This is a genomic window from Vannielia sp. SX4 (genome assembly GCF_052828525.1).
This window is the reverse complement of record NZ_CM128247.1, coordinates 1104125-1127034: the sequence shown is the minus strand read 5'-3', so window position 1 is coordinate 1127034 and position 22910 is coordinate 1104125. Positions and strand designations below refer to the sequence as shown.

Annotated in this window: 26 protein-coding genes and 1 tRNA gene; 10 read left to right on the top strand and 17 right to left on the bottom strand. The window is 64.8% G+C overall.

Annotation, left to right across the window (positions count from 1 at the left end):
- Positions 1–38: 38 nt before the first annotated feature.
- Both ACUXVX_RS05655 and ACUXVX_RS05650 read right to left on the bottom strand, forming a co-directional pair.
- Positions 39–359 carry an antibiotic biosynthesis monooxygenase family protein gene (locus ACUXVX_RS05655; RefSeq protein ID WP_222470469.1) on the bottom strand — a complete coding sequence of 107 codons (321 nt, stop codon included), beginning with the start codon at positions 357–359 and terminating at the stop codon, positions 39–41.
- A gap of 87 nt (positions 360–446) precedes the next feature.
- Positions 447–854, bottom strand: a complete 408-nt coding sequence (locus tag ACUXVX_RS05650) for a universal stress protein (protein WP_446310742.1) — start codon at positions 852–854, stop codon at positions 447–449.
- A gap of 73 nt (positions 855–927) precedes the next feature.
- On the opposite strand from ACUXVX_RS05650, the gene ACUXVX_RS05645 reads away from it, so the two are divergent.
- On the top strand, positions 928–1404 hold the full coding sequence (locus ACUXVX_RS05645) for a HugZ family pyridoxamine 5'-phosphate oxidase (RefSeq protein ID WP_446310741.1): 477 nt from the start codon (positions 928–930) through the stop codon (positions 1402–1404).
- Positions 1405–1438: 34 nt separating this feature from the next.
- Here ACUXVX_RS05645 and ACUXVX_RS05640 read toward each other — a convergent pair whose 3' ends face one another.
- The 3 genes from ACUXVX_RS05640 to ACUXVX_RS05630 form a co-directional block, all read right to left on the bottom strand.
- On the bottom strand, positions 1439–3730 hold the full coding sequence (locus ACUXVX_RS05640) for a glycosyl hydrolase family 28-related protein (protein WP_446310740.1): 2292 nt from the start codon (positions 3728–3730) through the stop codon (positions 1439–1441).
- Positions 3731–3912: 182 nt separating this feature from the next.
- On the bottom strand, positions 3913–4317 hold the full coding sequence (locus ACUXVX_RS05635; protein WP_446310739.1) for a DUF4864 domain-containing protein: 405 nt from the start codon (positions 4315–4317) through the stop codon (positions 3913–3915).
- Between the two features lie 54 nt (positions 4318–4371).
- Positions 4372–5946 (bottom strand): lysine--tRNA ligase, encoded by a 1575-nt coding sequence (locus tag ACUXVX_RS05630; RefSeq protein WP_446310738.1) that lies wholly within the window; start codon positions 5944–5946, stop codon positions 4372–4374.
- 160 nt (positions 5947–6106) lie between these two features.
- On the opposite strand from ACUXVX_RS05630, the gene ACUXVX_RS05625 reads away from it, so the two are divergent.
- Complete coding sequence (locus ACUXVX_RS05625; protein WP_446311508.1) at positions 6107–6508, top strand: tellurite resistance TerB family protein; 402 nt, start codon at positions 6107–6109, stop codon at positions 6506–6508.
- Positions 6509–6546: 38 nt separating this feature from the next.
- Here ACUXVX_RS05625 and ACUXVX_RS05620 read toward each other — a convergent pair whose 3' ends face one another.
- The 3 genes from ACUXVX_RS05620 to ACUXVX_RS05610 form a co-directional block, all read right to left on the bottom strand.
- On the bottom strand, positions 6547–7833 hold the full coding sequence (locus ACUXVX_RS05620; protein ID WP_446310737.1) for a hypothetical protein: 1287 nt from the start codon (positions 7831–7833) through the stop codon (positions 6547–6549).
- 93 nt (positions 7834–7926) lie between these two features.
- On the bottom strand, positions 7927–9429 hold the full coding sequence (gene dacB / locus ACUXVX_RS05615; RefSeq protein ID WP_446310736.1) for a D-alanyl-D-alanine carboxypeptidase/D-alanyl-D-alanine endopeptidase: 1503 nt from the start codon (positions 9427–9429) through the stop codon (positions 7927–7929).
- A 58-nt stretch (positions 9430–9487) separates the two neighbouring features.
- Positions 9488–10105: a nicotinate-nucleotide adenylyltransferase gene (locus ACUXVX_RS05610; RefSeq protein ID WP_446310735.1), complete on the bottom strand. Its 618-nt coding sequence runs from the start codon at positions 10103–10105 to the stop codon at positions 9488–9490.
- Positions 10106–10200: 95 nt separating this feature from the next.
- On the opposite strand from ACUXVX_RS05610, the gene ACUXVX_RS05605 reads away from it, so the two are divergent.
- The 3 genes from ACUXVX_RS05605 to ACUXVX_RS05595 all read left to right on the top strand — a co-directional run bounded on the left by ACUXVX_RS05605 (position 10201) and on the right by ACUXVX_RS05595 (position 12578).
- The gene (locus tag ACUXVX_RS05605) at positions 10201–11079 is read left to right on the top strand and encodes a GNAT family N-acetyltransferase (protein WP_446310734.1); all 879 of its coding nucleotides are present in this window, start codon (positions 10201–10203) and stop codon (positions 11077–11079) included.
- The gene (locus tag ACUXVX_RS05600) at positions 11076–11660 is read left to right on the top strand and encodes an N-acetyltransferase family protein (protein WP_446310733.1); all 585 of its coding nucleotides are present in this window, start codon (positions 11076–11078) and stop codon (positions 11658–11660) included. Before ACUXVX_RS05605 ends, ACUXVX_RS05600 begins: the two co-directional genes overlap by 4 nt.
- Positions 11661–11777: 117 nt before the next feature.
- A complete protein-coding gene (locus ACUXVX_RS05595; protein WP_446310732.1) occupies positions 11778–12578 on the top strand; it encodes a hypothetical protein in 801 nt (266 codons plus the stop codon).
- Between the two features lie 41 nt (positions 12579–12619).
- Here ACUXVX_RS05595 and ACUXVX_RS05590 read toward each other — a convergent pair whose 3' ends face one another.
- Positions 12620–12817 (bottom strand): hypothetical protein, encoded by a 198-nt coding sequence (locus tag ACUXVX_RS05590; RefSeq protein WP_446310731.1) that lies wholly within the window; start codon positions 12815–12817, stop codon positions 12620–12622.
- A gap of 347 nt (positions 12818–13164) precedes the next feature.
- Between ACUXVX_RS05590 and ettA the strand changes: the two genes are divergently transcribed.
- Positions 13165–14820 carry an energy-dependent translational throttle protein EttA gene (ettA, locus tag ACUXVX_RS05585; protein ID WP_446310730.1) on the top strand — a complete coding sequence of 552 codons (1656 nt, stop codon included), beginning with the start codon at positions 13165–13167 and terminating at the stop codon, positions 14818–14820.
- A gap of 3 nt (positions 14821–14823) precedes the next feature.
- Positions 14824–15105 (top strand): hypothetical protein, encoded by a 282-nt coding sequence (locus ACUXVX_RS05580; RefSeq protein WP_446310729.1) that lies wholly within the window; start codon positions 14824–14826, stop codon positions 15103–15105.
- Between the two features lie 106 nt (positions 15106–15211).
- On the opposite strand, the gene ACUXVX_RS05575 is transcribed toward ACUXVX_RS05580, so the two are convergent.
- Both ACUXVX_RS05575 and ACUXVX_RS05570 read right to left on the bottom strand, forming a co-directional pair.
- On the bottom strand, positions 15212–15772 hold the full coding sequence (locus ACUXVX_RS05575; RefSeq protein WP_446310728.1) for an REP-associated tyrosine transposase: 561 nt from the start codon (positions 15770–15772) through the stop codon (positions 15212–15214).
- Positions 15773–15995: 223 nt separating this feature from the next.
- Positions 15996–16337: a cupin domain-containing protein gene (locus ACUXVX_RS05570; RefSeq protein WP_446310727.1), complete on the bottom strand. Its 342-nt coding sequence runs from the start codon at positions 16335–16337 to the stop codon at positions 15996–15998.
- Positions 16338–16556: 219 nt separating this feature from the next.
- Between ACUXVX_RS05570 and ACUXVX_RS05565 the strand changes: the two genes are divergently transcribed.
- Positions 16557–16763 carry a cold-shock protein gene (locus ACUXVX_RS05565; protein ID WP_222470484.1) on the top strand — a complete coding sequence of 69 codons (207 nt, stop codon included), beginning with the start codon at positions 16557–16559 and terminating at the stop codon, positions 16761–16763.
- Positions 16764–16881: 118 nt separating this feature from the next.
- Positions 16882–17337 (top strand): hypothetical protein, encoded by a 456-nt coding sequence (locus ACUXVX_RS05560; protein ID WP_446310726.1) that lies wholly within the window; start codon positions 16882–16884, stop codon positions 17335–17337.
- Between the two features lie 3 nt (positions 17338–17340).
- Here the strand turns inward: ACUXVX_RS05560 and ACUXVX_RS05555 are convergent, their stop codons facing one another.
- Genes ACUXVX_RS05555 through ACUXVX_RS05545 form a run of 3 tightly spaced genes read right to left on the bottom strand, consistent with a single transcriptional unit; the run spans position 17341 to position 20033 of the window.
- The gene (locus ACUXVX_RS05555; RefSeq protein WP_222470486.1) at positions 17341–17544 is read right to left on the bottom strand and encodes a dodecin family protein; all 204 of its coding nucleotides are present in this window, start codon (positions 17542–17544) and stop codon (positions 17341–17343) included.
- Positions 17545–17586: 42 nt separating this feature from the next.
- Positions 17587–18198, bottom strand: a complete 612-nt coding sequence (locus ACUXVX_RS05550; RefSeq protein WP_446310725.1) for an SOS response-associated peptidase — start codon at positions 18196–18198, stop codon at positions 17587–17589.
- Positions 18199–18203: 5 nt separating this feature from the next.
- Positions 18204–20033, bottom strand: a complete 1830-nt coding sequence (locus ACUXVX_RS05545; protein ID WP_446310724.1) for an ABC transporter ATP-binding protein — start codon at positions 20031–20033, stop codon at positions 18204–18206.
- Between the two features lie 158 nt (positions 20034–20191).
- Between ACUXVX_RS05545 and puuE the strand changes: the two genes are divergently transcribed.
- Positions 20192–21613 carry an allantoinase PuuE gene (gene puuE / locus ACUXVX_RS05540; protein ID WP_446310723.1) on the top strand — a complete coding sequence of 474 codons (1422 nt, stop codon included), beginning with the start codon at positions 20192–20194 and terminating at the stop codon, positions 21611–21613.
- Positions 21614–21705: 92 nt separating this feature from the next.
- Here puuE and ACUXVX_RS05535 read toward each other — a convergent pair whose 3' ends face one another.
- From ACUXVX_RS05535 to ACUXVX_RS05525, 3 genes are all read right to left on the bottom strand, one after another.
- Positions 21706–21963 carry a hypothetical protein gene (locus ACUXVX_RS05535; protein WP_446310722.1) on the bottom strand — a complete coding sequence of 86 codons (258 nt, stop codon included), beginning with the start codon at positions 21961–21963 and terminating at the stop codon, positions 21706–21708.
- A gap of 125 nt (positions 21964–22088) precedes the next feature.
- Positions 22089–22164: transfer RNA gene (locus tag ACUXVX_RS05530), tRNA-Ala, on the bottom strand.
- A 35-nt stretch (positions 22165–22199) separates the two neighbouring features.
- Complete coding sequence (locus ACUXVX_RS05525) at positions 22200–22640, bottom strand: thioredoxin domain-containing protein (protein ID WP_446310721.1); 441 nt, start codon at positions 22638–22640, stop codon at positions 22200–22202.
- Positions 22641–22910 lie beyond the last annotated feature (270 nt).

The window sequence follows — 22910 nt, the reverse complement described above, 5'->3', positions numbered from 1 at the left end:
GCGGTCTTGAAGAGGCGTGGCGAGAGGTCGCGGGGCGATCAGGGGAAAACCGCCGCCACCTCCATCATCACCGGCTCGAAGCTCTTAACCTCGGCATGAATAGCACGGTTGCGCTGGCGCATCTCGGGCGTGCGGAGCATGGCCTGAAAGTCCTCCCGCCGCTGCCACTGGCTGTAGTTGGCGATGCGGGTCTGGGCGTCGTTCACATGGAGCGCGGCGGCAATGAAGCCGGGCTGGCGGCTGATCACGTTGGCGTAGGCATCGCGCAGCGCGTCGAGCACGTCTTCGCAGGTGCCGGGCGTAACCTCGAAGGTGGTCAGCACGGTCTGGCGGGTGGTGTCTGTGGTGATGGTTGGCATGGGGTCCTCCTCCCTGGCTGGTTTGAGGGTAGCGCAAGGAGGAGGCGCGACAAAGCCCGGCGCCGTTGAACTTGGCGCCGGATCAGCTCAGCGGATCACGTGGACGCAGCACTTGGCGTGGCGCACGACGCGGGCGGCGGTGGAGCCGAGGAAGTAATCCTGAAGGCCCGGGCGGTGGGAGGCGATGACGATGAGGTCGGCGCCCATGCTCTCGGCCTCCTCGAGGATCGTGCGGCCGGAATGCCCGGTAACGACCTTCGGGGTCACGGTGGAATGGCTGCCCAGTTTGACGGCGAGCGCCTCGACCACGCTCTTGCGGGCCTCGGTCATCATCGCCTCGTCGACGTAGGTGGAAGCGTAGCTTGGCACCTCCTCGATCACGTGCAGCGCGGTGATGCTGCCGCCGGGCGCGAGCAGGGCCTCGGCAATGTCGAGCGCGCCGCTGCTGTCGCGCCCTTCCTCGAAGGCGATGGGGACGAGAATGTTGGAATACATGGGGTGGTCCTCCTGTCCATGTCTGCTGGATTCAGGATAGATTGCTCGGGCCGCAGCCACCTTGACCTGAATCATGACAGACCCGATCCGCCCCACCGATGACGAAGCCCGCGCAATGGCACGGGGGCTGCTGGATGAGGCGCGGTTCGGCGCGCTTGGCGTGCTGGAGGGCGGCGTGCCGGTGGTGAGCCGGATCGCGGTGGGGACCGATGCAGACGGCGGGCCGGTGACACTGGTGTCTTCGCTCTCAGCCCATACGAGCGCACTGAGGGCAGAACCGGCCTGCTCGCTGATGGTGGGCGAGCCGGGGCCGAAAGGCGACCCGCTGACCCACCCGCGCCTGTCGTTGCAATGCATGGCCCGGTTTGTGGATCGAGGAAGCGAGGCGCACGGCGCGCTGCGCACCCGCTGGCTGGAGAGCCACCCGAAGTCGAAGCTTTACATCGACTTCGGCGATTTCGGCTTTGTGGCGCTTGAGGTGCAGGGGGCTTTTCTGAACGGCGGCTTCGGCAAGGCGTTCAAGCTCATACCCGCCGATCTGGGCCTCTAGAGCCCCACGGGATCGCGGGGCTCCGGCCTGCCGGTCAGTTCGGGTTGTCGACCCGCCCGGTCACATGAACGCGTCCGGTGCAGGCGCTCTCCCACTCCAGATCCACCTCCTGCTGCGTCGTGCCACGCTCGACCCGGACATAGGGCATGGACCAGAGCTTGCCGCCACCAGAGAGGTCGATGGAGTTTTCGGCCACGACGCTCATCACGTTCCGCACCCGCCCGCCGAAGGGCATATAATCGCCAAAGTTCAGCGTCCACGTGCTGGCGGCGGTGTTCTGATCGAATTGCAGCATCACCGGGCTCACGGTCATCTGGTTCACCCCGTTGAAGGTGTTGGAGTGGAACTGGATGTTGCGGAAACGGCCATAATCGAAGCCCGCATAGCTTTCGTCGACATTTTCCACCCGGTCGATCGAGCCGTTCACGGTTTTGAACACGTTGTCGGTGCAGGTGAGCCCGTGGATGAAGTGATCGGCCCCGAAGGGTTTGATCACGAAGAAACTGAACCAGGGCGCGGCGTTGGTGCAGAAGAAGATGTTGTTCTGCACCGAGAGCGCGCCGAAGGAGTAGCCCGAGGTGTAATCGGGCGTGGCGTCATGCTCGTTGGTCCACTCGATGAAGCTGTTGTCGACGTAGTTTGAGTTGACGGTGGACGACACGTTGACGCCGGTAAAGACGATGCCCGCAGAGCGCAGGCCCTGGTTCACGCTGTCGCCCTGAAACCAGTGGTTGGACTGGATGATGTAGTTGCTGCCGCCGAGCACGAGAAAGTGGAGGAAGCGGACGGCACGGCAATCGCGGATCTTGGCATCGTTGGCGTTGATGTTGACCGCGATGGTGGTGCGGTCCTGCACGTCTTCGCTGCCCTCCTTGGAGAGAAACTGGCAGCGGTCGATCTGCATGCCCTGGCAGGCCCCGCCGATGGAGGTGATGCCGCGGTCTTTGGGCGAGGTGATGTAGCAATCCCGGATCGCAAAGTTCAGCCCGTCCTGCGGCAGCATGATCGCGGAGGCCTTGGAGGAGCACTGAAACTCGATGTCGGAGAAGATGAACTTGTCCATGTTCACCATGCCGGAGAAATCGAGCATGTATTTGAACCGGGTGAAGGTGAAGTTCTGCGTGCCCGCCGCGCCGTAGAGAGATTTGTTGAGCGTCACCGTCTGGGCGCCGACGTTCTTGGCCTTCACATAGACCTCACGGCCCACGCCCGCGCCGGTCACGAGGCTGCCGACCTCGATATTGGCCACGTTAGCCACGCCCGTCAGGGTCTTGTTGTCGGACGTGCTGTAGGTCGCCTGAGAGGTGACCACCGTGTCATCCCAGGCCGTCGAGGTGGAGGCCTGAAACTGGCCGTTGCGGATGACCCGGCGGATCAGGAAGGCATCCTGATTGTCGATGGCGGCGTGAATGTCGATCGGCTCTGTGAGATCAATCTTGCGGCCGCCCATGTCGAGGCTGTCGTGATCGTTGAAGTTGAACAGCGATTGCACCGCCTTCTTGAAGGCCACCAACTCGTCGCCGAAGGCCGAGATATAGGTTGGCAGGTCGAAGTTTTTCTTCAGTGAGAGGCGCTTGTTGTCGGGCATGGTGACGGTGCCGACAAAGCGGATGGGGTTGTCGATGGTGATGGTGCTGCCGAGGTAGTAGGTGCCCTCCGGCACCAGAACCGAGCGGCCGTTCGCGGCATCATCGGCGGCGTTGAAGGCGGCGGCATCGTCGGTCACGCCATCGCCCATTGCGCCGTAGTCGCGCACATCGACCCAATCCATCAGGTCGCGCAGGAAGGCGGAGGTGATGTCTTCGACGATCAGGTCGTCGATCCGGATTGTGCCGCCGTTGGGGCCGGTCAGGTCGAGGCCGACGTGGGCGTAGAGCACCTCGGGGGTCCACGGCATGTTCACGCCCGTCCGGGCCGTGGTGCCGATGATGGCGGAGACTTCGACCACCTCGCCGTAGGAGGTCAGGCTGACGGAGGGGCCAACCTCATCGAGCCCGGTCACATGGACGCTGCCCGCGCCGCCGGCCCATGCCGCGATGCGGACCGCAGGCAGGTTGCCGGCCACGGCTTTCACCCGCGCCGTGACCCGCAGGTAGCAGCCCGGCAGAACAGGGGTTTCGCCCATGTAACGCAGCTTCTGGGTGCCGGTGGTCTTGATCAGCTCGAGGCATCCGGCGAAGTCGGCATCCGAGGGCACCAGCGCCGCGTTCGGGTCGCCCTCGTAGGTGGCGCTGCCCGGCGTGCCGTCTTCCTTGGACCACACATCCAGCCCGCCCGCGAAGGCCGGTGGCATGAAGACGATCCCGTCGGTGATTGCCTTGTTCATCGCAAAACCCCTTTGTCTGCTCTGGGCCGCCTTCGGCATGCGGCCACCACCCGGCACCCGCCGCGCGCGGGCGAGGCAGGTCTCGATTGTGTTTCGATAGGCGGAATGGTCCGGCGCGTGGCCGGTGCGCAGATGTGTTTACGGGGGAAGGTTAAAGGGTTGGTAACCCTGCCGTGCGTTGCTCAGGCAGAAACGTCAGGCGCGGGGATGAAGCTGACGCCATCAATCAGCCAGCCACCCTCGCCGCCCGGGATCATCTCGTACTCCAGCGCGTGATAGCGCCCCTCGGCATCCCGGATGGTGACCGTCTGGTAGGTGCTGCCGCCCTCTGTCCGCTGGGTGCCGAAGGTGACCGCGCCGGGGCGATGCACCATCGGGTAGCCCTCGCGCACCATCGCGCCAAAGTTCTCGGGCGTGCGGAACATGCCTTGGATCATCGGGGAGGCGAAGGTGAAGGCGCGGGCAAAGTCATCGGCCTCGAAGGCCTCGAGCTGGCTGCCGATCACCTCGGGGATGGCGCTGGCCTCTTGCGCCTGCGCCGCCGGGGCGGCCAGCAGAAGGGCGAGTGAAAGACCGATAAAACGCATGAGGCTACCTCCCTTGACTTAAAGGAAGGTAGCCCAGCGCGTGGGTTCGGCAAATCAGGCCAGTTCGCCGGCGAGGCCCTTGTCGATCAGCGTCACCGTTTCGTCCACGCCGTAGAGCGCGATGAAACCGCCGAAACGCGGGCCCTGATCGGCGCCGAGAAGCACCTGATACAGCGCCTTGAACCAGTCGCGCATCGGGTCGAACCGCTCGCGACCGACCTCGTAGACCACGCCTTGCAGACCTTCGGCATCCTGCCCGCCGTCCCAGGCCTTGAGCTTGTCGCGCAGTTCCTCCAGCGCCGCGCGCTCGGGCTCGGTCGGCGCGCGGAATTCGCGGGTGGGGGCGACGAAGTCTTTGAAGTACTTCACCGCGAAGCCTGCAGCGGCATCGAGGTCGGGGTGGGTTTCAGGCTCGGCACCCGGCGCATAGCGGCGGATGAAGCCCCAGAGGGTCTCCTTGTCGGTCGCGCCCGAAACGCTGGCGAGGTTCAGCAGCATCGAGAACGGCACCACCATGTTCGACGCGGGCACCTTGCCCTCGTGGATGTGCCAAACCGGGTTGGCGAACTGCGCTTTGGCGTCCTGATCGGGGAAGGCGCGCAGCTGTTGGTGGTACTCGTCCACCATCTTGGGGATCACGTCCCAATGCAGGCGTTTCGCCGTCTTCGGCTTTTGATACATGAAGTAGCTGAGGCTCTCGGTGGAGGCGTAGGTCAGCCACTCGTCGATGCTGATGCCATTGCCGGACGACTTGGAGATCTTCTGCCCCTTGTCATCAAGGAACAGCTCGTAAGTGAAGTGCTCGGGCTTGCGGCCGCCGAGGATCTCACAGATCCGGTCGTAGATCGGCGTGTTGGTGCTGTGATCCTTGCCATACATCTCGAAGTCCACGTCGAGCGCGGCCCAACGGGCGCCGAAATCGGGCTTCCACTGCAGCTTCACGTTGCCGCCCGTCACCGGCAAGGTCCACTCGCGGCCATCCTCGTCGTCGAAGGTGATGGTGTGGTTCTGCGCATCCACGTGCTTCATCGGCACGTAGAGCACCCGGCCGGTCTCGGGATGGATCGGCAGGAAGATCGAATAGGTCTGCTGGCGCTCCTCGCGGAGGCTCTTGAGCATGACCTTCATCACGTCGTCATAGCGCTCGCAGGCGCGTTTCAGCACCTCGTCGAACCGGCCTTCCTTGTAGAACTCGGTCGCGCTGATGAACTCGTAGTCGAAGCCGAAGGTATCGAGAAACCGCCGCAGCATGGCGTTGTTATGGTGGCCGAAGCTCTCGTGGGTTTCGAAGGGGTCGTACACGGAGGTCAGCGGGCGCTGCAGATCCTCGCGCAGCCGGTCCTGATTGGGCACGTTGCCGGGCACCTTGCGCATGCCGTCCATGTCATCGGAGAAGCATATGAGCTTGGTCGGCATATCCGAGATCACCTCAAATGCGCGGCGGATCATGGTGGTGCGCAGAACCTCGCCGAAGGTGCCGATATGCGGCAGGCCGGAGGGGCCATAGCCGGTTTCGAACAGCACGTAGCCCTTTTCCGGCGGGTTCTTCTCGATGCGTTTGAGCACGGCCCGTGCCTCCTCAAAGGGCCAGGCTTTGCTTTCCATCGCGATGTTCCGCAGGTCGGACATGGGTTTGTGCTTTCTCGTATCAGGTCTGGTCCGGGTTGCGCCCCATGCGCCACCCGCCGCCCGCTCCCTATTGCGGCGTTGCGGCAAGGTCAATAAAACAGGCGCATTGCAGCGGATAAGCAGACGAAAGAGGCCAGACGTGAGCGAAGATACCTCCTCGATGACATCGCAGGACTGCCTCGTGGCGGTGATGATCGCGGTTTCGGCCTCGGACGAGGCGATCCGGACGACAGAACTGCTCACAATCGAGCGGATCGTGAATCATCTGCCGGTCTTCGCGGACTATGACCTTGACCGGGTGCGCGGCGTCTCGGCCACCGTCTTCGATCTCTTCGAAGCAGAGGACGGGCTGGATGCGCTCTTCGGCCTGATCCGGGACGGGTTGCCTTCGCGGCTCTATGAAACCGCCTATGCGCTGGCCTGCGATGTGGCGGCTTCCGATGGCAAGCTGCAGGAGGCCGAGTTGGCCTTCCTTCAGGAGATGCGCTACGAGCTGAACATCGACCGGCTGCATGGGGCCGCGATCGAACGCGGCGCACGGGCGCGGCACCTCACTATCTGATCATCAAGGCCCGCGGCGGGCAGGCTTTTGGCTGGCTATCAGGCCGCCTCAGTCTTCGCGCCGGATGGAAGCTGCACCGCCTCGGTGCCGCCGATCTCGAGGCTGCGCGCGGCGGTCAGCACGGTGCTTGTGATCGAACCGATTTTGTCGAGCCGCTCTTCCAGTTCAGACTGGAACTTGTCCAGCTGGTCGATGATCGCAAGCAAGCTCTCGTTGTGGTCCGGCAGGCGGGCGCTCTCGATCTTGCACATCATCCGGGTGGTGGAGAGGCCGGCGATCAGGCGCTTCATGTCGCCCACGGCACGGCCAAAGACGATCGCCTCGCGTTCGACGGTGTGCAGATAGTCATCGGCCAGCTTGCGGTAGATCTGAGAAATCTCATGGAGCAGCGCCTTTTCGGCTGAGCGGTCAATGCCATCAGGCATCTCTCCGGTCTCGCCGTCGAACTGCACCCGGGCCTCCTCCATTACCCGGGCCGTGGCGCTGAGCATGCGGCTGCGGCTGACGGCATCGCGCAGGGTGGCAAAGGCGCTCTCCTCCCCGAGGATGAACTTGTCGACCCAGTCGGAAATCTCCTTCGACATCGAACCGTAATTGGAGGAAATCGCCGCAATCGGCCCGCCCGAGGCCTCGAGTCGGGAGGCGAGGATGCGCATGTTGTGCGGAACGGCCTCGATGGCATTGAAGGTTTCGCACAGCGCATTGGTATGGGCGATAGCCTCATTCACCGACTTAGCCACCTGTGAGAAGCGCAGCCCGCGCTCGCTGGCCTTGCGGCCCAGCTTTATATCCCGCGCAGCGAGTTCCTCGGCGAGACTTGATGCCATGAAGTGCTCGTAATCGGCATAGCCCAGTGTCTTGAGCCGCGCGACGATTAGCTCCGCACTCTCGGCGGGGGTGATCTGTTGCTCAGCCTCCAGCTTGAGGACCTCGGCATAAACCTTCGCCACAAGGTCGAAGGTCTCCCCTGAAGGCTTGATCCTGACAGAAAGGAACCCTCCCCCCGGCAGCGGCGAGGCCAGCGCGTAGACCCAGTAGTGCAGCCCGTCGGCAGAGCGGTTCTTCACGTAGCCGGAGACCATGCGCTCCGCCTTCAACCGCTCCCAGAAGAGGTGAAAGAAGCCCTTTGGCATGTCGGCATGGCGGATCACCTTGTGGGGTGCGCCGATCAGCTTTTCCCACGGGTACTCGGAGACCCTTTGAAAAATCGAGTTGCCAGACTGGATGACGCCCCGGTCATCGGTGCGCGAAAAGAAGATTTCGTCAAATTCGAATGGCGCCTCGCCCTTGCTGGGACGCTGCCTTTGACCTTCGGGTTCGGACATGGGACCTCCGCCGCTGCAACGTGGGCGAGCGGACTCGCCCCTTTGCATCAGCCTTACGCGACGAGGCTTTTTGAAAGGTTAACCGCAGGCCGGTCAGCCGGAATAAAGCGCTCCCCATCGCTCGATGAGCCGCAATTGCAGGTTCTTGGCGCGCTTGTTCCACGCGCTGGCCCCTTGCGGGCTCTCGCGTTCGGCCTTGCTCAGGCGATTGCGGCGCGGCTCGTCAGCCATAAACATCGCAAAGGCCAGATCGGTGCCATCGGGCGCCCGCACGAAGCCTGCCAGTGCGGAGACGAAGTTGAGCGTGCCGGTTTTGGCGACGATCTCCAGCGGGTGGCCATCGAGCACGTTTCCGGAGGCATTGCGCATCGGGATCGGCTTGAGCATCGGGCGCAGGGCCAGCTTTGGTGCGAGGGTCGTGAGCGCGTCGACCATCTCACGGCAGGAGATCTCGGAGGCATCGCCAAGGCCCGAGTGGTCGACGAACCGCGCCTTGCGGCTGCCGGTGCGGGCCGAGAGCCAGCGGCTCATGTCGCCCGCCGAGTCGCGCAGGCTGCGCGGCATGTTCCCGCCCCGCGCAGAAGCGGCCATGCCCACCACCTCGGCGGTGATGTTGGTGGAGAACTTCAGCATGTCGCGCATCACGGTCGAGAGCTCGTCGGAGAGCACGCGGGCCAGCACATCGCCGCCCGGACGGCGGGAGACCGGGTCACCAAGCTCCAGCCGGACCCCTTGTGCGGCGGCGAGGGCCTGAAACACCTCGCCCGCATAGGCACCCGGGTTGCGCACCGGCAGCCAGCGCGAGCCGCCTTTGCCCAGCGCGCGGTTGGCAACGGTCCAGCGGTCCACCCCGCCGCGCTGCTCGTAAGTGTAGACCGGCAGGCTGCGGTTGGCGACTTCCATCCGGGCAGAGCGCACCGTGGGGCGATACTTGTCGGAGCGGGCATCCATGGCCACCGAATAGCCGCTGCCTGCGCGCTTCCACTCGAAGTGGACGCGGTTGAAATTGAGGTTCAGCCCGGAGATGCCGGGCGAATAGCCCACGTGGTCGGGCTGCTCAGGGTCGATGGTGCGCAGGTGGGGCAGCGCGCCGTCGTAGATGCGCAGCCGCCCGGTGGCGCCGGTCACGCCCGCCTGACGCATCCGCGCGGCGAGGTCGGCGAGGCGGTTGGTGTCGAGAGTCGGATCGCCGGAACCGGCCAGCACGATATCGCCCTGCACCACCCCGCCCGAGACCGGGCCAGTGGCAATGACATCGGTTGCAAAGCGAAAGCCGGGGCCGAGCCGCTCCATCGCGTAGAGCGCGGTGATCGCCTTGGCGGTAGAGGCGGGCGGCAGGGGCAGTAGCGGGTTGTGCGCCTCCAGCACCTGCCCGGTGCGGGCATCGGCCACAACGTAACCCACCTTGCCGTCCAGCTTGGCGGCCTCGATCAGCGCCTCGGCGGCGGTGGAATGCCGCGCTTGCCCGTTCGAGCCAGAGGGCTTGGAGACGGGCCGGAGCGAGCGCTCGGGCGCCTCGGCAAGCGAACAGGAGGCGGCGGAGGTCAGCAGACCGGCCAGAACGAAACGGCGGGAGAGGGTGGGGGCAGCACTCATGGCGGCGACAAAAGCAAATGCCGCGCCGGGGCTCAAGCCTCCGTGCGCTGCGGCGTGATCACTTCTTCGCAGCCGCCCCGGCAGAGGCACGGGCCGCGCGGATGGCGGTGGAGGACTGATGGCTCATCGGGATGTTGATGAAGCACCATGCGGGCGGCGCGGCATGGGGCAGCAGGTGCGAGGCGGCGGCGGGCAGGCGGTAGGCAGCAAAGCGCTCCGCCGTCTTCGACATCCGGGCAGAGAGCCGCTGGCCGGGCCGCGCAATGACCCCCACGGGGACGGTAGCCATGATGTCTTGCCAGCGGTCCCAGCGGTGAAACTGCGCCAGATTGTCGGCCCCCATCAGCCAAGTGAACCGCACGCGCGGGTAGAGCCGCTGCAAACCGGCGAGGGTTTCGGCGGTGTAGCGCGTGCCGAGGCGGGCCTCGATGCCGCTGACTGTCACGCGCGGGTGCCGCACCAGCGCCTGCGCCTCGGCGATCCGGCTCGCCAGCGGCGCGGGGCCGCGGGCCTTGAGCGGGTTGCCCGGACTCACCAGCCACCAGACGGCATCCAGCCCGAAACGCTTCAGCGCCTCGCGGGTTACATGCACGTGGCCCTCATGCGCCGGGTCGAAGCTGCCGCCCAGAAGCCCCACCGCCTGCCCCGGCGCCGCATATGGAATATCCCATCTCATCCGTGGCTTGTTGCGCGGTGCCGCAGGGCCAAGTCAATGGAGTTCAGGCGTTTTCCGGCTTGACCGGGCAATTTGCCTGACCTAAGTCAGCGATCATGTTGACCGATATCGCCCGCATCCGCCGCTTCAACCGCGCCGTCACCACCGAGACCGGCGCGCTGGACGACAGCTTTCTTGGCCGGGGCCGCCCGCTGGGTGCCGCACGTGTGCTCAACGCCATCGGGCAGGCTGGCGAGGCCGGACGGGAGGTGGGCGATATTCGCGACTTTCTGGGGCTCGACAGCGGGCTGCTCTCGCGGCTGCTACGCGGGCTCGAGGGTGAAGGGCTGATCGAAGTCGGGCCGCATCCGGACGATGGGCGCAAACGGTTGGCCCGGTTGACCGTGCAGGGGCAGACCGAATTCGCGGCCTACGAGCAGCTCTCTGACGACCGCGCCGCGGGGCTTTTGGCGCACCACCCCCGCCCCCGCGCCCTGCTCGACGCGATGGACCTCGTGGCCTCGGCCCTCGGGCAGCACCGGATCGAGATCACGGTGGACGACCCCCAGGCCGAGGACAGCCGATATTGCCTTGAAGAATACTACGCTGAACTCGGCCGCCGGTTTGACACCGGGTTCGACGTAAACCTTTCCCGCGACCCCGATGCGGCTTCCATGCGTGTGCCGGTTGGCAGCTTCCTCGTTGCTCGCTCCGACGGGTTGCCGGTGGGCTGCGTGGGGCTGAAGGGCGGGCAGGCCTTTGGCGAGGTGAAACGCCTCTGGGTCGCCCCTGCCGCCCGCGGGCTGCGGCTGGCCACCCGGCTGATGGACGCGCTCGAAGACCACGCCCGGCGCCTGAACATGACGGTGCTGCGGCTCGATACCAACTCCGCCCTGCCCGAAGCGGTCGCGATGTATCGCAACGCCGGTTGGGCCGAGATCGATCGGTTCAACGACGACCCCTACCCCGACCACTTCTTCGAGAAGGTGCTTTGAGCGCCGTCACCACACGGCCCGCCACGGCAGAGGATGCTCCGGCCATCGCCGCGCTGCACCGGGCTACCCACGCCGAACACCTCGCGATGATCTTAGGCTACGCGGACGAGCCGTGGGACGCGCAGATCACCGCACATCTGACCGACCCAGAGGCCGAAGCCCCGCCCTTCACCGTGCTGGTCGCGGAACTCGGCGGGCATTTTGCCGGCCACATCGCGATGCACCCGATGCCCAACGTCACTGGCGGCCCGGCGGCGCATATCTCGGATATCTCGGTGCGGGCGGGAGACAGGGGATACGGGGTGGGCCGGGCGCTGGTGAAAGCCGCCGAGGCCGAGGCCGAGCGGCAGGGATTTTCGGCGGCCTTGGCGATGATCTGGCACGATAACACGGCCTCGCAGGCCTTCTTCGCGGCGATGGGCTATGCCTCGCAAACCGACAAGGCCCGCGGGATGGTGATCGCGGCAAAACGCATCGGACCGCCGCCGCCAGCGGCCAATGTAGACCGGCTCATGCTAGTCGGCGTCTTCGGCCTTTTGGCCTTCATCGCCGCAGCTTTGGGCTTTGGCTGGCTCTCCTAGGGCCAGATACCCCCATATTTCCCGCGCTAATCACGCTGCCGTAACGGCAAGCAGGTGGCGACTCATGCTACCCTTGCGTGCATTGACCCCTCGCCATTTCTCCCCGGGAGCACGACCATGAACCCGATTGACGCCTTCTCGCAGACCCTCAAGATCAACCCCAATGCCGCCAAGCTCATCTCAGCCGGGCTCGGCGTTATGGCCGCAGCTGCCATTCTCATCAGTTGGGGCAGCAACCTCGAAGACCTCCGCCTCGCCGCGACCTATGTGCTGGCCTTCGCCTGCGTCGTCACGCTGCTGGCCTTTATCGCCCGCAACAACCGGATGACCACGGTGCTCTCGTGGATCCTCGTTGCGGGCTTCGGCATGTTCGTGCTGGGGCTGGTGGGGTCGGTCTTTCGGGTGCCGCCCTCGCTGCCGCCCACGCCGTGCTACCTGCGCATTCTCTTCGAGCTGCCGGAGACCTGCATCGAGAACCTGCGCAATACCGACAATGACCTCCGCATCGGCAGCGCCGCACCGGTGCTTGCGCCAATCACTGGTCCGGAACGGCTGTGGCACGCGCAGGATGGTGTGACACCGGTGGCCACCGATCACGCGGGCCATGTGTTCTTGCAGTTCTCCACTCCGATCGACCGCGGCACGGCGACCGGCCTTGCCTCGGCCCTCCTCGGCCTCGACTGGAACGTGCAAGGCGCGGAGAAGGGCGGCGAGTTGGTCGACAAGGGGCCAACCACCAACGAGGTGCGCTACTTCAAAGCTGATGACCGTCAGGCGGCCATCGAGCTGGCACAAACCATCCACGGTCTGCACCCAGACACCCCGATCTACGTGCGCGACTTCACCCGGCTCGGCGCCTTTGTGAAAGACGGCACGCTGGAGGTCTGGCTGTCGCAGCCGCTCGACCCGGCGGCCTGAGCGGCACCCCGCCCCGCATGCGGCGGGACGGGGCCTTGGCTTCAGAGAAAAGTCACCCTGTCGGATGCCGGATATGGAGGCGCCTCTGGTGGCAACAGCCCCAGATCGCGCCTCAGATAGTCCGGCACCTCGGCGGCATCTGCGCTTGGCAGATTTGGCTCGCCGCGCCAGAGGCTCAGGTTCAGGCGGCTCCAAGCCTGCACTGGCCCGGTCAGAAATGTTGCAAAGCTCAAGGTCATTGCGTTGCTCTCCTTTGGTCAGGAAAGCCACTCACCGAGACAGGCAGATGACATGAACGAAAGATGGGCGCGCATGAAAAAGGCCGCGTCGGAAAGCGGCCTTCGGGTCATGCGATGATGCACTGAACGAACCGCTAGAAGGGGGCTACCCCTGCGAGATATGCGGATCGGTTCATCATCGGTCGCTCCTTGGTCCGATAGGTTTCGGTGCGCTTGGTAGCGGGCCGGGTGAGTCGAAGCAATATGCGCGGCGCATGTATTTGCCGCACGTGGCGCCTTTCCGCCCGATTGCCCTTTGCCGCCGCCTCCCCTATCTGTGCCGCAACACCAGTTTCGCGGAGGATTCCATGGCCAGCTATCAATACGTCTACCACATGGATGGCGTCTCCAAGACCTATCCGGGCGGCAAGAAATGCTTCGAGAACATCCGCCTCTCGTTCCTGCCGGGCGTGAAGATCGGCGTTGTCGGCGTCAACGGCGCGGGTAAATCCACGCTGATGCGGATCATGGCCGGGATCGACAAGGATTTCACCGGCGAGGCCTGGGCCGCCGAGGGCGCCAAGGTGGGCTACCTGCCGCAGGAGCCGCAGCTCGACGAGAGCCGCACGGTCCGCGAGAACGTGATGGATGGCGTGGCCGAGAAGAAGGCCATTCTCGACCGCTACAACGAACTCGCCATGAACTACTCCGATGAGACCGCCGACGAGATGGCGAAGCTTCAGGACGAGATCGACAGCAACAACCTTTGGGATCTCGACAGCCAGATCGACGTGGCGATGGAGGCCCTGCGCTGCCCGCCCGACGAGGCCATGCCCGAGAACCTCTCGGGCGGTGAGCGCCGCCGCGTGGCGCTGTGCAAGCTGCTGCTCGAAGCGCCGGACATGCTGCTGCTCGACGAACCGACCAACCACCTCGACGCCGAGACCATCGCCTGGCTCCAGCAGCACCTGATCGACTACAAAGGCACGATCCTGATCGTCACCCACGACCGTTATTTTCTTGATGACATCACCGGCTGGATCCTCGAACTCGACCGGGGCCGGGGCATCCCCTACGAGGGCAACTACTCGGCGTGGCTGGAGCAAAAGGCCAAGCGGCTGGAGCAGGAAGCGCGCGAGGACAAGTCGCGCCAGAAGACGCTGGAGCGCGAGCTGGAATGGATCCGCGCCGGCGCCAAGGCCCGACAGGCCAAGCAGAAGGCCCGGATCAACGCCTACGAAGACCTCGCCGCGCAATCCGAGCGCGAGAAGATCAGCCGCGCGCAGATCGTCATCCCCAACGGCCCACGCCTTGGCAGCAAGGTGATCGAGGTCGACGGGCTGCAAAAGGCCTATGGCGATAAGCTGCTGATCGAAGACCTCGAATTTGCCCTGCCCCCCGGCGGCATCGTCGGCGTGATCGGCCCGAACGGCGCCGGTAAATCCACCCTGTTCCGCATGCTGACCGGGCAGGAACAGCCCGATGAGGGCAGCGTGGAATACGGCGACACGGTGAAGCTGAGCTACGTCGACCAGTCGCGCGATGCACTGGACGCGGGCAAGACCGTCTGGGAGGAGATCTCCGGCGGCGCCGAGGTAATCGAACTGGGCGATGCGAGCATGAACTCCCGCGCCTATTGCTCGGCCTTCAACTTCAAGGGCGGCGACCAGCAGAAGAAGGTGGGGCTCCTGTCGGGCGGTGAGCGCAACCGCGTCCACATGGCCAAGCTGCTGAAAAGCGGCGGCAACGTGCTGCTGCTCGACGAACCAACCAACGATTTGGACGTGGAAACCCTGCGCGCCCTTGAAGACGCGCTGGAAGACTTCGCCGGCTGCGCCGTCATCATCTCCCACGACCGCTTCTTCCTCGACCGCCTCTGCACCCACATCCTCGCGTTTGAGGGCGAGGCCCATGTCGAATGGTTCGAGGGCAACTTCGAAGCCTACGAGGAAGACAAGGCGCGCAGGCTCGGGCCAGATGCGCTGGAGCCGAAGCGGGTGAAGTACAAAAAGTTCGTGAGGTGATCCTTGCGCCTCACGGCGTCTCTGAAGCGTAAGATCGGCGGCGGCATCGCCCTCGCCGGCCTTGGTGGGTTGTTCCTCACGGGCAGCACGTTCGACCTGTTTGGCAAGCCGATCGATCCGCGGGAACCGGCGATCTACGTGTTCTTCGCTTGTATTCTTCTCGGAGTTTTTGGCGCGGCGTTCACCAGCCTGTCCGTTCGGTCGTCCCTCATTGCCACATTCTGCGTCGGTCTTGTCTTCGGTGGTGTCTTTCTGCTGGGGAAGCGCTCCCGCGGAGAGTTCTGAAGAACCGGAAGACGAACGTTGTCGATAGACCCTGCTCCACGAGCATGCAGGTTTTCAGGTGCCGTATCGTCGGCGCGACCCGTTGCGAGTTGGGATAAGCCTCGGCCTACGCCGCCTCTCCGAGATTTCCGTTTAAGAACGCCGCGCTCCAGTCTGGTTGAACCCGCCCCAAACGCACCTCCCGGTGGATCGACGACGCCTCCCAATCCGTCGCCCTCTGCACCAGCCCATGCTTCACCGGGTCCGCCCAGCAATAGCGCACCTGCGCCTCCACTTCCGCCTCATCCCCGCAGTGATGCTCCCGGAAACGCTTCTGCCACAGGCCCGCCTCGCCCTTCCGGAACAGTCCTCGCTGCGCTTCGGCGTCCGCCACCGGCCAGGGCGGCACCAGTCCGGCCCGGCGCACATCTCGCGAGAACTGGGCTTTGATACTCCCCCAGCGTTGCGAATAGTTCGGGTCGTCTTCGGGGAAGCGCAGCACCGCGTGGAGGTGATCGGGCAGGACGACGAAGGCGAGGATGTCGAAGGGGCGGTAGCTCTTCACGTGCGCAACGGCGGCGCGGAGCACGTCGAGCGCGTCGATCAGCAGGGTGGAGCCGCGCTCGGCCAGGCAGACCGTGAAGAACACGGGGGTGTTCGGGGTGCAGGGGCGGATGTAGGCGGACATGCCCCCAATCCTGCCGCATCCCGGTTAACGTGCGGTTAGCTGCCCGCCGGAACCACCCATGCCCCACAGGCGTTCTCCTCTCAACCAGCGACAACCCGGAGAACCGCCATGAAAGGCATCCTTGCTTGGGCGATCGGCATCCCGATCCCCATCATCGTTATCCTGTATCTGATCGACGTGTTTTGAGTGCCTCGGCGGGGCGGCGCAGTGTCGCCCTGCCCGCCTAGAGCCGGATCACGTAGTCCTTCCGGGTGGTCTCGATCACCTCCCATGTGCCGACGAACCCCGGACGCAAAACAAAGCTGTCGCCGGGGCCGACCTCCACCGCCGCGCCGCCCTCTTCGGTGATGACCGACCGGCCCGAGAGAATGCGGCAATACTCCCATTCATCGTAGGAAATGCGCCATTTGCCCGGCGTTGCCTCCCAGACCCCGGCATAGAGCCCATCGCGCTCCTCGACGTTCCATGTGCGGAACCGGGGCGCGCCGGAAATCACCCGGTCGGGCGCCGGGGCATCCTCTTCGGGAACGATGCCATCGGTGGTGATCCGAACCAGCATATCCATTGATCTCTCCCTGCTGCACAGCGCGAGACTAACGCCTCGCGACCCGCACTCCCAGCCCGGCGATCACGGCGAATTTTCTTGAGTTCTCACGGGTCTGCGGCTACACGCACTCCCGCTACCTTCTACTCGACCCACTGTCTCCCTTACCGGCCAGTCTCGATCTAGACGCTCTGGCCAGGCCGCCGCAACACCGTGGGCGGCACCCATTGGAGAAGACAGATGCCCAACGGCACCGTGAAATGGTTCAACCCCACCAAAGGCTTCGGCTTCATCGCGCCCGACGAGGGCGGCAAGGACGTGTTCGTGCACATCTCCGCCGTCGAGCGTGCTGGCCTGACCGGCCTGAAAGACGATCAGAAGGTTTCGTTCGACCTCGAATCCGGCCGTGACGGCCGCCAGAGCGCGACCAACCTGACCCTGATCTGAGCCACCGGCCAGATGACAAATCCGGAAGGGCGCCCCCGTGGCGCCCTTTTTTCTTTGGTCACCGTGCCCGCGCTGCTAAGCTCCGTGCATTCATTTTGGAAGCACAAGGAATTGCACAATGACCACCCAAGGAGGGTTCTCGATCGCCGTTTCGGGCGATGGCATCATGTTCGGCATGTTCATCACCGATGGCATGGCCCGTTGGGGCGATGAGGTGACGATGTATGACCACTCCGCTGCCGTTCAGGGCTTTCGGCAGGCGGAGGCCAAGCTGGGTGAGAGCGGATTTGGCGACAAGGGCTCGCAGGAGTTGGCCAAGAAGATCCGCGCCCATGACGCCAACCCGCCCAAGATCGACATCAAGGTGCATTTCGCCAAGTTCGGCGAGACCGAGATTTGCATCATCGCCGGCAACGGCCACACGCGGGTGGTGAAGCTCGACAAGTCGAAGCAGGATTGGCAGACACTGGAGCACGCGCTCGAAGAGTGCTTCAAGGCGGTCGACGAGATCCGCGGCAAGAAGCCGGCGCGGCCCCGGTTCATCCAGCGCCCGAAGGCTCCGGCGGTCTCGTAACTGTCAGTCGTCGAGCACGAAGGTCACCATCAGGCCGACTCGGTACTCCGAGATCTTGCCGCCATCGACGGTGACTTTCATGTCTTTCACCCATGCGCCCTGAACGTTCTTCAGGGTCTCCGATGCGCGGGCGATGCCCCTTTCGGTGGCGTCGTCGAAGGAGGTGGGGGACGACGAAATGATCTCGGTGACACGTGCGACAGACATGGCTCTCTCCCTTTTGTTTCAAGGGATAGCACCTAGCCCGGATCATGCAGCGGACCAGTCGACCCCTTCGGCATGGGCGACCTCCAGCCGACCATCGGGCCAGGGATGGCAGAGGGCCTGGGCCTCGGAGAGATTGCCGCCGCACCAGAGCGGCCACTCGTGGGGCGCAAGGATTACCCCCATGCGGTGATGGACCGGCGCCACATCGCCATTGGGCGCGCAGGTGACTGTAGCGACCTGCGCCAGTTCGGCCCCGTTCGGCGCCGTCCAGACATCCCAGATCGCCGCGAAGCCCAGCAGGCTGCCGTCTTTCGGGGCAATCCGCCATGGCTGCTTGCGGCGGGCCTTCCCTGTCCACTCATACCAGCCGTCGCAGGGCACCACGCCGCGCCGGGTGTTCTCGAAGGCAGATTTGGCGAAAACCGTCTCCGAGCGGGCGTTAACAATCGTTTCCATCACCGGGCGGCCGCGCGCGTTAACCCGGCCCACCGGGATCATCCCCCAGCGCATCAGCCGCAGTGCCGCGCCATCCCAGACCACCACCTGCTGCCCCGGCGCGATGTTGGCCCTCGGCCCCTGCCCTTCCGGCCAGTCACCGCCGAAGGCCTCGGCCACTTCGGCCCCCGGACGGGTCAGAAAGAGCCGCCCCGGCATCGGCCTCAGTCCAGCGGTTTCAGAACGTAATGCCCAGGTGCTACTTCATCGTAAACGGAGGGTGCAGGCTCGTGCCCGACCGGAAAGACCGGCGAGGGTATCGGCTTGAAGTTGAGGTCCCGCTCGCTCTTGCGCTGGCGCGGATCGGCCACCGGCACGGCCTTCATCAGGTCGCGGGTGTAGGGGTGCTGCGGGTCTTCGAAGATCGCCGCACGCGGGCCGATCTCGACGATCCGGCCGAGATACATGACCCCGACCTGATGGCTCACGCGCTCCACAACGGCCATATCGTGGCTGATGAACAGGAGCGAGATGCCCAACTCCGCCTGAAGCTCGATGAGCAGGTTCAGCACCTGCGCTTGGATTGAAACGTCGAGTGCCGAGACAGCCTCGTCGGCGATGATGAGCTTGGGGTTCAGCGCGAGGGCGCGGGCGATGGCGACGCGCTGGCGCTGACCGCCCGACATCTCGTGCGGATAGCGGCGCAGGAAGCTGCGGGGCAGTTCGACCCTGTCGAAGAGTGCGGCCACACGGTCCTGCACCTCGGAGCCTTTGGCGAGGTTGTAGTTGAGGATCGGCTCGGCGACCTGATCCATCAGCCGCATCTGCGGGTTGAGCGAGGCGAAGGGGTCCTGAAAGACCATCTGCATATCGGCCCGCGCCCGGCGCAGCTCGCGCGGGTTCATCGCGAGCACATCCTTGCCGCCAAGGGTCACAGACCCCGATTGCGGCTCCACCAGCCGCAGGATCGAGCGCCCGCAGGTTGACTTGCCGCAACCGGATTCGCCAACGAGAGACAGGGTTTCGGAGGTCTTGAGGCTGAAGGAGACATCCTCCACCGCATGCACATTGGCCTGCGTGCGGCGCAGCAGCCCGCCCTTGACCGGGAAGCGGGTGGTGAGGTGCTGCACATCGAGCAGAACCTTGCGCTCGGAGGCGGGCACGACCGGGTGCGCCTCGATCTCGCGGCCCATGATCTTGAGCGGCTCCGGCTCGCTCTTGCCCTCCATCTCGCCCAGCTTGGGCACGGCAGACAGCAGCGCCTGGGTGTAAGGATGCTGGGGCGCCTCGAAGATCTGCTCGACCGGCCCTTCCTCGACCTTGTTGCCCTTGAGCATAACAACCACACGGTCGGCAACCTGCGCCACCACGGCCATGTCGTGGGTGATGAAGAGCACGGCGGTGCCGGTCTCGCGCTTGAGCCGGTCGATCAGGGCAAGGATCTCGGCCTGAATGGTCACGTCAAGCGCGGTGGTGGGCTCGTCGGCGATGAGCAGGCGCGGTTTGCAGGCCAGCGCCATGGCGATCACCACGCGCTGGCGCATGCCGCCGGAAAGCTCGTGCGGATACTGCTTGAGCCGCCGCTCTGGCTCGGGGATGCGCACGCGCTTCAGCAGCTCCAGCGCCTCGGCGGCGGCGGCCTTCTTGCTGAGGTTCTTGTGCACCCGCAGCCCCTCGGAGAGTTGCCGCTCGATAGTGAATACCGGGTTCAGCGCGCTCATCGGCTCCTGAAAGATCATCGCGATCTCGTTGCCGCGAATGTCGCGCATCAGCTTGTTCTCGGCCTCGGAGACATCGAGTGCCTTGCCGTTCTCGCGGCGGAACTTGAGCGCCCCATTGGCGATGCGCCCGCCGCCGAACTCCACCAGCCGCATCAGCGACAGCGAGGAGATCGACTTGCCCGAGCCGCTCTCCCCCACGACACAAAGGGTCTCGCCGGGATCGATGTGGAAGGACACGTCTTCCACCCCCACGACCAGACCGTCGTTGGTATCGAACTCCACGCGCAGGTGGCTGACATCCACCAGTGGCTGCTTTTCGGTTTCGTCGAGCATGATCTGTCCCCTGTTTGGGTCAACTCTATGCCATGACGCGCAATTCTCAATGCCCCGCGCATCCGCCGTAGCGGCAGGTGCTTGCCATTTCCCGGGCAGGGGTAAAAACTTTGGCGGAGAGGCCGCGCGATTGGGCCGGAAAAGGATTGGAGAGCCAGATGGACCGTTACGACCGCGACATGCGAGGCTATGGCCCCCGCCCGCCCAACGCAGCATGGCCGAACGGCGCCAAGGTCGCGGTGCAGTTCGTGCTGAACTACGAGGAAGGCGGTGAGAACAATATCCTGCATGGCGATGAGGCCTCCGAGGCCTTTCTGAGCGACGTGATCGGCGCGGTACCCTGGCCGAACCAGCGGCACTGGAACATCGAATCGATGTATGAATACGGCGCTCGCGCGGGCTTCTGGCGGCTGCACCGTCTGTTTACCGCGATGAAGATTCCGCTGACCGTTTACGGCGTGGCCACCGCGCTGGCCCGCTCCCCCGATCAGGTCGCCGCCATGCGGGAGGCCCGGTGGGAGATTGCCAGCCACGGCTACAAGTGGATTGATTACAAGGACTTCTACGAAGCCGAGGAGAAGGAGCACCTTGAGAAGGCAATTGCCCTGCACCGCGAGGTGGTGGGCGCGAGGCCGCGTGGGCTCTACGTGGGCCGCTGCTCGGAGAACACCGTGCAGATTGCGACCGAACTGGGCGGCTTTGCTTATTTGTCAGATAGTTACGCCGACGACCTGCCCTACTGGGTGCATATCTCCGGCAAGGACCAACTGATCATCCCCTACACGCTGGAGGCCAATGACATGCGCTTCACCACCGCCTCGGGCTTTGGTGATGGCGAGCAGTTCGAGCGCTATCTGAAAGACACCTTCGATGTGCTCTACGCCGAGGGTGCGGCGGGTGCGCCGAAGATGATGAACATCGGCCTCCACTGCCGTCTCGCGGGCCGCCCCGGACGCCTGATGGCGCTGAAGCGCTTCATCGACCATGCGATGGCCAAGGAGGGCGTGTGGTTTGCCCGCCGGATCGACATTGCCCGACACTGGACGATGACCCACCCGCCCAAAAAGATGTCGGCCCGCCCGAGCCAGATGGACCTGACCACCTTCACCAACCGCTTCGGCTCGATCTTCGAGCATTCTCAATGGGTTGCCGAACGCGCCCACAAGCTCGAACTCGGCCCGGCGCATGACACGCCGGAGGGTATCCACAACGCGATGGCCCGGGTTTTCCGCCGCGCCAGCGAGGACGAGCGCCTCGGCGTGCTGCGCGCGCACCCCGACCTCGGCGATGCGATCACCAAGGCTGACCGGCTGACCGATCATTCCAACGCCGAACAGCAGGGCGCGGGCCTGACCGCGCTGACCGACGAAGAACGCCGCGAGCTGACCGACCTCAACGAGCGCTACGTGGCGAAGAACGGCTTTCCGTTCATCATCGCGGTGAAAGACCACGACAAGGCGGGCATCATCCGCAAATTCCATGAACGAATGAATAACAGCAAGGGCGAGGAGATGGCCGAGGCCTGCTACCAGGTCGAGCGGATCGCCCTGCACCGGCTGTACGGGATGGATTGGACCTGAGCCCAACCCGCTGGCAAGGCGCGCAAAACAAGCGGCCGGGCAACGGTGCTGCCACATCGGCCCGGCCCCCCCTCGCACTTAACTCGCACCGCTCAAAGGCGGGTGGGACACCCTTTTTTGGCCCGGGGCTGGCCGATGTGATGGGGGTTGATGATGAGATACCAATGGACCGGCTCGCCGGGGGCCTGCGCCTTGGAATAGGAGCAGCCAGCGGGGGTGGTGTACCACTGACCCTGATAGCCGGCCGGAGGGCGCGGGTTGGACTTGGCCTTGCCGAAGGCCGAGGCGCCGCCGGAGAAGGCGAGAGCGGCGGCAACGGCGAGGGCTGCGATCTTGGCGGGACTCTTCATGCAAGCGGCTCCGATGGCTGGTTCTGCGTTGCCACTGGGTATGGCCCGCAACCGCGATGAAGAGCGGGCGAGAATGCGGCATCAATGCGCCGCTGCGCTAAGGTTTTAAGGGTATTGGAGAGTTTTGGTGGAGCCGATCGGGATCGAACCGACGACCTCGTCATTGCGAACGACGCACTCTCCCAACTGAGCTACGGCCCCACTGGCGCGGTATTTGGGATATGCCGCCCGGCGTGTCAAGCCGGGGCGTGCTGGCGGGCGAAGGCGATGATGTCGGCGGCGGCGCGGGCCCCGGCGAGACGGGCGACCTCGCGGCCGCCGGAAAAGAGGATCAGCGCGGGGATGCCGCGGATGGCGTAGGCGCCTGAGGCCTCGGGGAAATCCTGCGTGTTCACCTTGGCCAGACGGGCGCTGCCCGCGAGTGCCTGTGCCGCATTTTCGAACTCCGGGGCCATCATGCGGCAGGGGCCGCACCAGGGCGCCCAGAAATCGACCAGCAGGGGCAATGTATCTGTTTTCACGGCCTTTTTCAGGCCCGCCGGGTCGAGCGCGAAGGGCTTGGCCGGGGCCAGCCGCGCGCCGCAGGTGCCGCATTTGGGACCGGCAGAAAGCTTGCTGGCCGGAAGGCGGTTTCCGGCGGTGCAGGACGGACAGACAAGGGTGTGGGTGGCGGGCATCTCAGGGGCCTCAAAACATATTCTGTATGTCGAATATATGTGCGACGCGAAGCGGTTCAAGAGCGGCGCACGGTGGGGTCAGAAAGGGGCGTTAACCGTGGCGGAGGGGCGATGCACAAGTGATGCACAACCGATGCACATTCCATGCATACGCACGTATGGGCGGGGCGGCGTTAACTAATGCAGCGTACGGTGGGCCAGTTTGCGGGCTGTCGTCCTCGGGCGGACCCGAGGACGATGCTGATGGACAGACGGGAAGCCGGGAAAGCC

Excerpts from the sequence above, each read along its gene's own strand:
- ACUXVX_RS05655 (WP_222470469.1), bottom strand. The coding sequence starts at position 359 with ATGCCAACCATCACCACAGACACCACCCGCCAGACCGTGCTGACCACC.
- ACUXVX_RS05650 (WP_446310742.1), bottom strand. The coding sequence starts at position 854 with ATGTATTCCAACATTCTCGTCCCCATCGCCTTCGAGGAAGGGCGCGAC.
- ACUXVX_RS05645 (WP_446310741.1), top strand. The coding sequence starts at position 928 with ATGACAGACCCGATCCGCCCCACCGATGACGAAGCCCGCGCAATGGCA.
- ACUXVX_RS05640 (WP_446310740.1), bottom strand. The coding sequence starts at position 3,730 with ATGAACAAGGCAATCACCGACGGGATCGTCTTCATGCCACCGGCCTTC.
- ACUXVX_RS05635 (WP_446310739.1), bottom strand. The coding sequence starts at position 4,317 with ATGCGTTTTATCGGTCTTTCACTCGCCCTTCTGCTGGCCGCCCCGGCG.
- ACUXVX_RS05630 (WP_446310738.1), bottom strand. The coding sequence starts at position 5,946 with ATGTCCGACCTGCGGAACATCGCGATGGAAAGCAAAGCCTGGCCCTTT.
- ACUXVX_RS05625 (WP_446311508.1), top strand. The coding sequence starts at position 6,107 with ATGACATCGCAGGACTGCCTCGTGGCGGTGATGATCGCGGTTTCGGCC.
- ACUXVX_RS05620 (WP_446310737.1), bottom strand. The coding sequence starts at position 7,833 with ATGTCCGAACCCGAAGGTCAAAGGCAGCGTCCCAGCAAGGGCGAGGCG.
- dacB (WP_446310736.1), bottom strand. The coding sequence starts at position 9,429 with ATGAGTGCTGCCCCCACCCTCTCCCGCCGTTTCGTTCTGGCCGGTCTG.
- ACUXVX_RS05610 (WP_446310735.1), bottom strand. The coding sequence starts at position 10,105 with ATGAGATGGGATATTCCATATGCGGCGCCGGGGCAGGCGGTGGGGCTT.
- ACUXVX_RS05605 (WP_446310734.1), top strand. The coding sequence starts at position 10,201 with ATGTTGACCGATATCGCCCGCATCCGCCGCTTCAACCGCGCCGTCACC.
- ACUXVX_RS05595 (WP_446310732.1), top strand. The coding sequence starts at position 11,778 with ATGAACCCGATTGACGCCTTCTCGCAGACCCTCAAGATCAACCCCAAT.
- ACUXVX_RS05590 (WP_446310731.1), bottom strand. The coding sequence starts at position 12,817 with ATGACCTTGAGCTTTGCAACATTTCTGACCGGGCCAGTGCAGGCTTGG.
- ettA (WP_446310730.1), top strand. The coding sequence starts at position 13,165 with ATGGCCAGCTATCAATACGTCTACCACATGGATGGCGTCTCCAAGACC.
- ACUXVX_RS05575 (WP_446310728.1), bottom strand. The coding sequence starts at position 15,772 with ATGTCCGCCTACATCCGCCCCTGCACCCCGAACACCCCCGTGTTCTTC.
- ACUXVX_RS05570 (WP_446310727.1), bottom strand. The coding sequence starts at position 16,337 with ATGGATATGCTGGTTCGGATCACCACCGATGGCATCGTTCCCGAAGAG.
- ACUXVX_RS05565 (WP_222470484.1), top strand. The coding sequence starts at position 16,557 with ATGCCCAACGGCACCGTGAAATGGTTCAACCCCACCAAAGGCTTCGGC.
- ACUXVX_RS05560 (WP_446310726.1), top strand. The coding sequence starts at position 16,882 with ATGACCACCCAAGGAGGGTTCTCGATCGCCGTTTCGGGCGATGGCATC.
- ACUXVX_RS05555 (WP_222470486.1), bottom strand. The coding sequence starts at position 17,544 with ATGTCTGTCGCACGTGTCACCGAGATCATTTCGTCGTCCCCCACCTCC.
- ACUXVX_RS05550 (WP_446310725.1), bottom strand. The coding sequence starts at position 18,198 with ATGCCGGGGCGGCTCTTTCTGACCCGTCCGGGGGCCGAAGTGGCCGAG.
- ACUXVX_RS05545 (WP_446310724.1), bottom strand. The coding sequence starts at position 20,033 with ATGCTCGACGAAACCGAAAAGCAGCCACTGGTGGATGTCAGCCACCTG.
- puuE (WP_446310723.1), top strand. The coding sequence starts at position 20,192 with ATGGACCGTTACGACCGCGACATGCGAGGCTATGGCCCCCGCCCGCCC.
- ACUXVX_RS05535 (WP_446310722.1), bottom strand. The coding sequence starts at position 21,963 with ATGAAGAGTCCCGCCAAGATCGCAGCCCTCGCCGTTGCCGCCGCTCTC.
- ACUXVX_RS05525 (WP_446310721.1), bottom strand. The coding sequence starts at position 22,640 with ATGCCCGCCACCCACACCCTTGTCTGTCCGTCCTGCACCGCCGGAAAC.